At 62.8% G+C, this 8,189-nt stretch carries 9 protein-coding genes; 2 read left to right on the forward strand and 7 right to left on the reverse strand.

The genetic code is table 11. The features are described 5' to 3' along the window. Positions 1 to 458: 458 nt before the first annotated feature. From IQ782_RS28885 to IQ782_RS28910, 6 genes are all read right to left on the reverse strand, one after another. Positions 459 to 1,340: a PD-(D/E)XK nuclease domain-containing protein gene (locus tag IQ782_RS28885; protein WP_194138125.1), complete on the reverse strand. Its 882-nt coding sequence runs from the start codon at positions 1,338 to 1,340 to the stop codon at positions 459 to 461. 384 nt (positions 1,341 to 1,724) lie between these two features. Next, the gene (locus IQ782_RS28890) at positions 1,725 to 2,405 is read right to left on the reverse strand and encodes an amino acid ABC transporter ATP-binding protein (protein WP_338092668.1); all 681 of its coding nucleotides are present in this window, start codon (positions 2,403 to 2,405) and stop codon (positions 1,725 to 1,727) included. An 86-nt stretch (positions 2,406 to 2,491) separates the two neighbouring features. Then, on the reverse strand, positions 2,492 to 3,178 hold the full coding sequence (locus tag IQ782_RS28895) for an amino acid ABC transporter permease (protein ID WP_194138126.1): 687 nt from the start codon (positions 3,176 to 3,178) through the stop codon (positions 2,492 to 2,494). A gap of 16 nt (positions 3,179 to 3,194) precedes the next feature. Continuing rightward, the gene (locus IQ782_RS28900; RefSeq protein WP_194138127.1) at positions 3,195 to 4,010 is read right to left on the reverse strand and encodes a transporter substrate-binding domain-containing protein; all 816 of its coding nucleotides are present in this window, start codon (positions 4,008 to 4,010) and stop codon (positions 3,195 to 3,197) included. Beyond that, positions 4,007 to 4,312, reverse strand: a complete 306-nt coding sequence (locus IQ782_RS28905; RefSeq protein WP_240989660.1) for a GYD domain-containing protein — start codon at positions 4,310 to 4,312, stop codon at positions 4,007 to 4,009. Before IQ782_RS28905 ends, IQ782_RS28900 begins: the two co-directional genes overlap by 4 nt. A 26-nt stretch (positions 4,313 to 4,338) precedes the next feature. Next, positions 4,339 to 5,013, reverse strand: coding sequence for a cysteine hydrolase family protein (locus tag IQ782_RS28910; protein ID WP_194138129.1), 675 nt, complete (start codon positions 5,011 to 5,013; stop codon positions 4,339 to 4,341). 108 nt (positions 5,014 to 5,121) lie between these two features. Between IQ782_RS28910 and IQ782_RS28915 the strand changes: the two genes are divergently transcribed. Further along, on the forward strand, positions 5,122 to 6,021 hold the full coding sequence (locus IQ782_RS28915; RefSeq protein WP_194138130.1) for a LysR family transcriptional regulator: 900 nt from the start codon (positions 5,122 to 5,124) through the stop codon (positions 6,019 to 6,021). Here IQ782_RS28915 and IQ782_RS28920 read toward each other — a convergent pair. Next, on the reverse strand, positions 5,997 to 6,980 hold the full coding sequence (locus tag IQ782_RS28920) for a LysR substrate-binding domain-containing protein (protein ID WP_194138131.1): 984 nt from the start codon (positions 6,978 to 6,980) through the stop codon (positions 5,997 to 5,999). The genes IQ782_RS28915 and IQ782_RS28920 overlap by 25 nt on opposite strands. A 29-nt stretch (positions 6,981 to 7,009) precedes the next feature. Here IQ782_RS28920 and speB point away from each other — a divergent pair, with 29 nt between their 5' ends. Continuing rightward, on the forward strand, positions 7,010 to 8,062 hold the full coding sequence (gene speB, locus IQ782_RS28925) for an agmatinase (protein ID WP_194138132.1): 1,053 nt from the start codon (positions 7,010 to 7,012) through the stop codon (positions 8,060 to 8,062). Positions 8,063 to 8,189 lie beyond the last annotated feature (127 nt).

Raw genomic sequence — 8,189 nt, forward strand, 5'->3', positions numbered from 1 at the left:
GGTCATTCTCTGGTTTCCCTGCGCGGTCGGGCGCGCTTGTGGCGCGATCATTCGGACCTTATGCACTCGCAGGCAAGTTTGCAGTATTGGGTGCCAAGAGCAAGGCCGGGGGAATGGTGAGCCTCACGGCCTTCGCATGACCAAGCGACGCGATGCAGCATCGAGACAGGCCGAGAAGGTCAGCTCGGTGCGGGCTTGCGGCAGAGCAGCGATGCGTACACCTGGCGGACCGCAGCACCCGTCGCTCTCGGGCCCATTGCTGTCATTGCGCGCCTCTTCACGTTTCTGCGGTCGCAGCCCGCATTGCCGACGTTCGCTACACCTGGTCGATCTCAAAGGCGGTGGGTGTCCCAAGGCGGGACGCAAGCGATCATTGAAAATTGCGCTTTTGACGGCAGCACCCGTTTAGAGAAAAATCTAACACAAGTTTGCGCAGGCCGACCGTAACCCGTCATGCTTCACCGTGTTTTGGATTTTGCAGATCCCGCCGGTTCACTCTTTGATTTGGTAGCCGCGCCTCCTACGACCACGGCGACGCACCAGTCCTTTGGAGTACCGACCCGTTTTAGCTCAGCTTCGACCTGTTCTTGGGATAAATATGCGCCGGTTAGGTACACGAGACCGATGAAGTGAGTGAATTCGCTCGCCGCGTAGCCCTTCATGTCCTCATATAGCTGTCCAATCGCAGACGTCGCCTTCACCTTATTGTCGGCGAACTTTACCTCGACCGCCGTTGCGATAGAATCGATGCTGAAGTCCGGCTTATAGGTCTTGGTCTGCTTCGGGATGACTGGTTCGCGGATGACATCGGGAAATGCCAGCCGCAATGCTGGATGAAGGGCGTCCTGCACATCCTTCTCTCTTGTCGGTACATTCTTCATGGAGTCCAGGTAGTGCGGGATTTGGCGCAGCATCCTGCCGAGCATGCGACGCTCGGTCTCTACATTCGCGGGAATTTCGAGAAGCGGCCCGATGCGATCGAGACGGCGGCTAACGATGTCTACTACCGCGTTGTGCGCACCTAAGTACTCGTCGAAGTATTTGACCTTGGTAAAGTCGGCCTCCTCGATCCCTGCGAGCTGTTTGTCGAAGTCGATTTGTGTCTCGTTGAGGCCAATCAGCTCAAACAGGATTCGTACCGCGTCGATGGCTTTCCGGTTCAATTCCGCCAGATGTGCCGCCATGTCTTTAAGATACTCATCGGCTTCGAAGTGGCCGGGATGGTTCTCTTCTGCATCCGCATAGGCATGGACTTGCGCATAGCAATCCTGAACTGCTGCCCGCGCGGCGCCATAGGCCTTGGTTGCGAGTTCGATATCGGTCTCGGTTAGTTGAGCCATAGTAGCGCTCCGCTGCATCAATTGGTATTTGTTCCATGTAAGGAGATCGACGATAGATGCACTTACAAAATGACTGCGTGCAATCCCAGGTTGTCGGTGCTTCGTCATGCGGCTTCGCAGGGAGCCACTGGGCTCTTAGGTTGTGGAACCACGTCCGGCCCAATCCCGCCGCTCGTCACCATGGCAGCGAATGGCCGCTTGCTGCCCCAGTCGAAATTCTCGACAGGGCTGGGTTTGACCTCCAAAACGGAACGGCGCGGACCTTTCACATGCTGTCACACGGACAAAACGCCCAATAAACGCGGCTTTGCTGGCTGCATCTGCTCTGTCCTACAGTGACTTCGCCACGAAGAGACGTGCGCAGCCGGGCAAATCCCAACTATTTCAGTGCATAACTTGCCCAAGAAACCTTCGAAGGCGGGCACTGCGGCCCTCAAGGAAAAATTCGCTGGGAGGGCTGATCTCGACGATTTCACCGCCATCCATGAACACCATGCGGTCGGCGAGGTGTTTGGCAAAGCCCATCTCGTGGGTGACGCAGATCATGGTCATGCCATCCTTCGCCAGCAGGTCAATCGTGTCGAGCACCTCGCCGATCATCTCTGGGTCGAGGGCGGAGGTCGGCTCGTCGAACAGCATCATCCGGGGCTTCATGCAGAGCGCCCGGGCGATGGCCACACGCTGCTGCTGGCCGCCGGAAAGCTGCGAGGGGTATTTGTGCGCCTGATCGGCAATGCGGACCTTTTCGAGGTAGTGCATCGCCTGCTCCTGCGCCTCGGCCCGGCTTTGCCCCAGGGTGTGGACGGGAGACAAGGTGCAGTTTGCAAGGATAGTCAGATGTGGAAAGAGGTTGAAGTGCTGGAAGCACATGCCGACGCGCGAGCGGATCTGGTCGATGGTCTTCAGATTGTCGGTCAGCTCGGTGCCGTCGACGTGGATCGAACCCGCATCATGCGGCTCGAGCCGGTTGATCGTGCGGATGAGGGTGGATTTGCCCGAGCCGGACGGGCCGCAGATGACGATCTTTTCGCCCGGCGCCACGTCGAGCGAGACGTCCTTGAGCACCTAGAAGCTGCCGTACCATTTGCTGACATTTCTCATGACCATGGGGTTTGACATGCGGTTTTCCTCTGTCGGGGTCGCGGTGGAGGTCAGGCCCGGTCGGCCTTGGACTGGCGGCGGGCAACGATGCCCTGCAGGACCATGAACAGCGAAACGATGATCAGGTAATAGACCAACGCCGCAGTGTACCACTCGACGAACCGGAAGGTGGCGGCGATGGAATCGTTCACCACGGCCATGATCTCCCGGAGCGAGATGACATAGGCGAGCGACGTGACCTTCAGCACATTGATGAACTCGTTGACCATGGGCGGCAGGGCGATGCGCAGCGCCTGCGGCATGATCACCAGCCGGAAGGCCTTGAACCGGCCCAGCCCGAGGGCCTGTGCCGCCTCGGCCTGACCTGGCGAAACGGCACTGAGCGCCGAGCGCATGATCTCGGCCATGTAGGCAATGGTGGTCAGCACCAGCGAGATGGTCGCGGCCACGAAGGGCGTGAACCAGTCGGATTTCAGCAGCGCCGGGAAAAGCTGTGGCGAGCCGTTCCAGACGAAAAGCAGGATCAGAATCACGGGTGCCGCCCGGAACACCCAGACATAGATCTTGGCCGGAATGTTGCGCGTCCGCTTCTTCGACTTGAGCCACAGCGCCATGGGCAGGCTGCCGAAGAAGGACAAGACGAACACCAGCACGGTCAGGACCAGTGCGATCCCGGCCCCGCGGATCATCGCCGGGGTCAGCATTGCCTCGATGAACAGCTCGAAGGAAAATTCCATGCTGGTGCTCGCGATCTTACGAGTCGTAATCGACGTCGAACACGGCCGGATCGAGACCGTATTTGTGGGCGAGATCGTCGAAGAACCCCTCGCCCGCCAGCTCCTTCAGCGCGCGGCGGACCGCATCTGAGTCCGCGGCGGAGGGCCGCATGTAGATGCCGTAGGTGAAATCGGATTCCCACGTATAGGCGATGCGAAACTGGTCGGGGGCGCCGGCGACGCGGTAGGCGCCCTCGGCCTCTTCCGTCAGGGTGGCGTCGGCCCGCCCGATCAGCAATTGCTGGTAGGCGCCCTGCTGGGCGGGGTAGAGGGCGACCTTGACTTCCGGCTCGCCGGCCTTGGCCAGCTGCTCGTTGAGCGGTTCGACCCTTTCCTCTTGGTAATAGGATCCGGCCTCAAGCGCGAGCATCTTGCCGGAAAGGTCGGCTGGTTCTTTGATGCTGTCGTCGTCAGCGCGGGTCACGATGACCGTGGCCGAGCGCATATAGCGAATACCGTCGTAGGAGGCACGGCGCTCGTCGTTGATGTAGATGCCGCTGATGATCAGGCCGCAGCGCCCTGCACCGAGACTGGGCAGCAGGCCAGCGAACTCGGTCGTGGTATAGCTGGTGGTTGCACCGAACTTGTGCGCCAGTGCCTCGGCCACGTCGATGTCGATGCCGATCGGCTTGGCGTCGCCCGCGTTCTCCTTGAAGGTCAGCGGCGGAAAGTTGGCAGTGGTGCAGACGGCGATCTTACCGTCCGAGACGAAGCCGGGTTGATCGGCCGAGGCCGCACAAGCACAGGCCAGGCCGGCCATGGCCCAGATCATGGGTATTGCGATTTTTCTCATTTTACCTCTCCTGTGAATGTGTCGAGTATCTGTTGCCAGTCGCCGGTATCGAAGGCCGGCAGCAGCAGCGGTTCCACGTGCCCGTCCCGCCGGGCGGTCAAGACGTATTGCATCATCGACGCCACGCTCGGCATCTCGAAAACCTGAACGAAATCGAACTGCCCCAGCACCGCGTAGAAAGCGATCGAGCGCCCGCCCACGGCCGCGACCCGGTCTTCGCTGACCTTGCGCCGCCGGGCGCTGTCGGTCAGTTCATCGAGACCCTTCTGCGTCAGCTTCATCAACGAGACGAACTTGAGCATTTCGCCTTGGTCCTGTTCTTTCCCACTCATGCCGATTGCCCCCCGAGCCGGTCGATCCCGGCCAGCACGGCCTGCGTGTCAGCAATGCAGCCGAAGACCCCGTCCTCGACGGTTACCATGTGCAGCGCCGCCTCGTGCGCATAGGCATCGCCGCTGGCGCAGGCGTCGGTGATGGTCAGGCACTGGAAGTTCCGGTCGCAGGCTTCGCGCAGGCTGGTGTGCACACAGACATCGGTGGTGCAGCCGGTGAACAGCAGGTGCGTGATCCCCCTGGCGCGCAGCACGTGGTCGAGGTCGGTATAGGTGAAAGATCCGTTGCAGGTCTTGTCGACGATCACGTCCTCGGGCCGCACGTCGAGTTCCGGCACCAGTTCGAAGCCGGGGCTGCCGCGCAGAAATACGTCCGTGCCCTCCATCCCGCCGCGGCGGCGGCGCCATTTCTCGTAATCGGTCATGTCGGCCATGTCGGCACGATAGCCCTGCCGGGTGTAGACGACGGTGATGCCCGCCGCCCGGCACCGCGCGACAAGGCGGGTGACGTTGGGAAGGATGGTGCGCAGGGCGGCGGGATCGTAGCCCTTGCGTGCGAAATACCCGTCCGGTGACAGGAAGTCGCGCTGCAGGTCGATCACGATCAGCGCTGTCCGTTGCGGGGTGAGCTTCCCGTCATAGGGAAAGGGGAATGGTTGTGCCTCGATCATGCTTCGGCTCCTTTTCAACGAAGTTAACAAGTATGTTGTGCAGAAAAAGCGATTTATCCTGACCGTTAACGTTCTATAATGCTAAACAGTCTTCTCCGGAGTCTTGGCATGTCCCGACGCCTGACTTACCTGCAATACCTCCCCGCTTTCGAGGCGGTGGCCCGCAAGGGCAGCGTGCGCGCCGCGGCCGAGGAACTGAACCTCAGCCCCGGTGCGGTATCGCTTCAGATCCGCAATCTCTCCGACACGCTGGGGGTCACGCTGTTCGAAAGGTCGGGCCGGGCGCTGCGGCTGTCGCGCCCGGGGCGGCACTTCGCGACCTCCATTGCCGCCGGGCTGTCGCAGATCGAGACGGCCGAGCGCGTGGCGCGTGAGACGACCCGTTCTGGCGAGACGGTCAGCCTGCGGGTCTCGGTTCCGACCGGGCTGGGGGTGGCGTGGCTGAGCGCCGCGCTCATCAGCTTTGCCCAGGATCGGAGGGTGCAGGAGCTTGCCATCAACGAGGCGAGAACCGCCCCCGACGTGGACTGGAAGGTCAACGACGTGGCCGTGGTCTATGGCAACCCGCCCTTCCCGGATCTGCATTGGCGACTGCTGCACGACGTCAGGCTGCGTCCGGTGTGTTCGCCGACGCTGTTTCCCAAGCTGGACCTGCAGCGACGCGACCGCACGCTGCGCGGCGTGACACTGCTGCACGAAGATGACGGCGCCGAGTGGGACAGGTGGGCGGGGGCCGCCCGCGCCAGCCTCGAAGGCACGCAATTCGTCAAGATCGGTTCGCTTGCGCAGGCCATCGCCGCCTCGACCCAGGGCAAGGGGATCGCGCTGGCGTCCGACGTGCTGACCCGTGGCCTGCTGACCGAGGGGCGGCTGATCCAGCCGTTTAACACCACAATCATGGCGGCGGGGAAGTACTATCTCGTCCGGCCGGCGGGACGCGCGATGTCCGACCGCATGTCCGCGCTGCTGGGGGACCTCCAGGATTACCTATCGGGCAGACCGGGCTGAGGGACGGCAGCGCCGATCGACTCCAGTGCCCAGTCCATGAAAGCCCGCACCAAGGGATTGTCCCGGCTTTCCGCCCGGCACGCCAGGTACATCTGCTGTGGCGCCGCAACCTTGCGCGAGAACGGCGCGACAAGGCTGCCGTTCTCCAGCAACGGCTGCGACGTGATGCTATCCCCAAGCGCCACGCCCTTCCCCAGCACCGCCGCCTGCGTGGTCAGGTAGGCATCACTCAACGTGGCGCTGCGACCGTTCGTCAATTGCGGCGCACCCGCCTCGACCAGCCAGGACTGCCATTCCCGGTGATCCCCGGCAAAGAGCAGCCGGTGGTCGGCAAGGTCGCGCACCGAACGGATCGGGGCGTTGTGCAACAGCGTCGGGTTGGCCACCGGAAAAAGCTGAACCATGCTCCAGCGTGTGACCCAGAGATCCTTCCATGTGCCATCGCCATAGAGGATCGCAACGTCATGGGCCGAGCGGTAGAGGCCCTCGGGCGTGCGGGCCGTGTCGAGGTTCAATCGGATATCCGGATAGCGTCCGGCAAAGGCATCAAGCCGCGGCAGCATCCAGTAGGTCAGGACCGCGGCGACGCAGCCGATGCGCAATTCGCCCGACATGACCGGCCGGTCCAGCCGCGAGGTCGCCCATGCCATGCGCTCAAAGGCCGCGGTGATGTCGGGCAACAGGGCCGCGCCCTGGCTGGTCAGCTTCAGCCGACGTCCCGACCGCACAAAAAGCTGCACCTGCAGGTGGTTCTCCAGCGTCCGCAACTGGTGGCTGACCGCGCTGTGGGTCACGTTCAGCTCTCGCGCAGCCGCCGTCACCGAGCCGGTGCGCGCGGTCGCCTCGAAGGCGCGAAGCGGGTAGAGAGGAGGCAGGCGGCCGGGCATCCTCATTTGATAAATACTCACATGTTTTGCGTCAATATTGTCAATATACTTGCGGTACGGCTTGCGGCACATTCTCGGCGGACCCCCCTGAGGAGACGCTGATGGCCTGGACACCAGAGAAGCTCGACGCCCTGCGCGCGCAATTCGACGCCAAGACGGGCGGCGACATGATCAACCCGCGCTATCAGGAGATTGCCAATCACATCTTTTCGCAGGGCGGTAACCGCCCCGCCCCCTATGCCGGGTTTCCGACGCTGCTCGACGCGCCCTCGCGTGACGGGACCGGGGCACTGGACGATCTGCAGGTGGCGCTTTACGGCATGCCGATGGACCTTGCCGTGACCAACCGCAACGGCTCGCGCTTCGGGCCGCGGGCGCTGCGGGCGATCGAGCGGGTGGGGCCCTATAACGACGCGCACGGCACCGCGCCCCTGCATCAGATGCGGGTGGCCGATATCGGCGATGTGCCGTTCCGCAGCCGCTTCGACCTGGCCAAGTGCCATGCGGATATCGAAAGCTTTGTCGAGCGCATCGTCGCCGCGGGGGTGGTGCCCGTGGGCGTGGGCGGCGATCACTCGGTGTCGCACCCGGTGCTGCGCGTGCTGGGGCGCGACCGGCCGGTGGGCATGATCCATATCGACGCGCATTGCGACACCGGCGGCGCCTATGAAGGCGAGAAGTTCCATCATGGCGGCCCGTTCCGCAACGCCGTTCTGGATGGCGTTCTGGACCCCGAACGGACCATCCAGATCGGCATTCGCGGGGCCGCCGGCTATATCTGGGAGTTCTCGGAACTCTCGGGCATGACGGTGATCGAGGCGCGCGAGATCGGTGAGATGGGCCTTGCCGCCATCATCGATCGGGCGCGGCGCGTCGTCGGCGACGGTCCGACCTATTTCTCGTTCGATATCGACAGCCTCGACCCGGCCTTCGCCCCCGGCACCGGCACGCCCGAGATCGGCGGGTTGACCACGCGCGAGGCGATGGCGCTGATCCGCGGGCTGAAGGGGATCAACTTCGTCGGCGGGGACGTGGTCGAGGTCGCCCCGGCCTATGACGCGACGACCAACACGGCACATGCGGGTGCCCAGATGCTGTTCGAGTTCCTGAGTGTGCTGCAGTTTGCACCGGTCATTGCCCACTCAGCGAAATGAAAGGGCACGAGATCGGCAACCGATTGCCCCAACCGGACATTCACGCCTGACGCAGCGAACTTCGGCTTTCCGCCCTTCGTGCCGGTCGCATAGTTGACGCTTCGCCGCTTCTGCCCGACCGCCAGGT

It is taken from the genome of Salipiger mangrovisoli, from assembly GCF_015223355.1.
Lineage (GTDB): Bacteria > Pseudomonadota > Alphaproteobacteria > Rhodobacterales > Rhodobacteraceae > Salipiger > Salipiger mangrovisoli.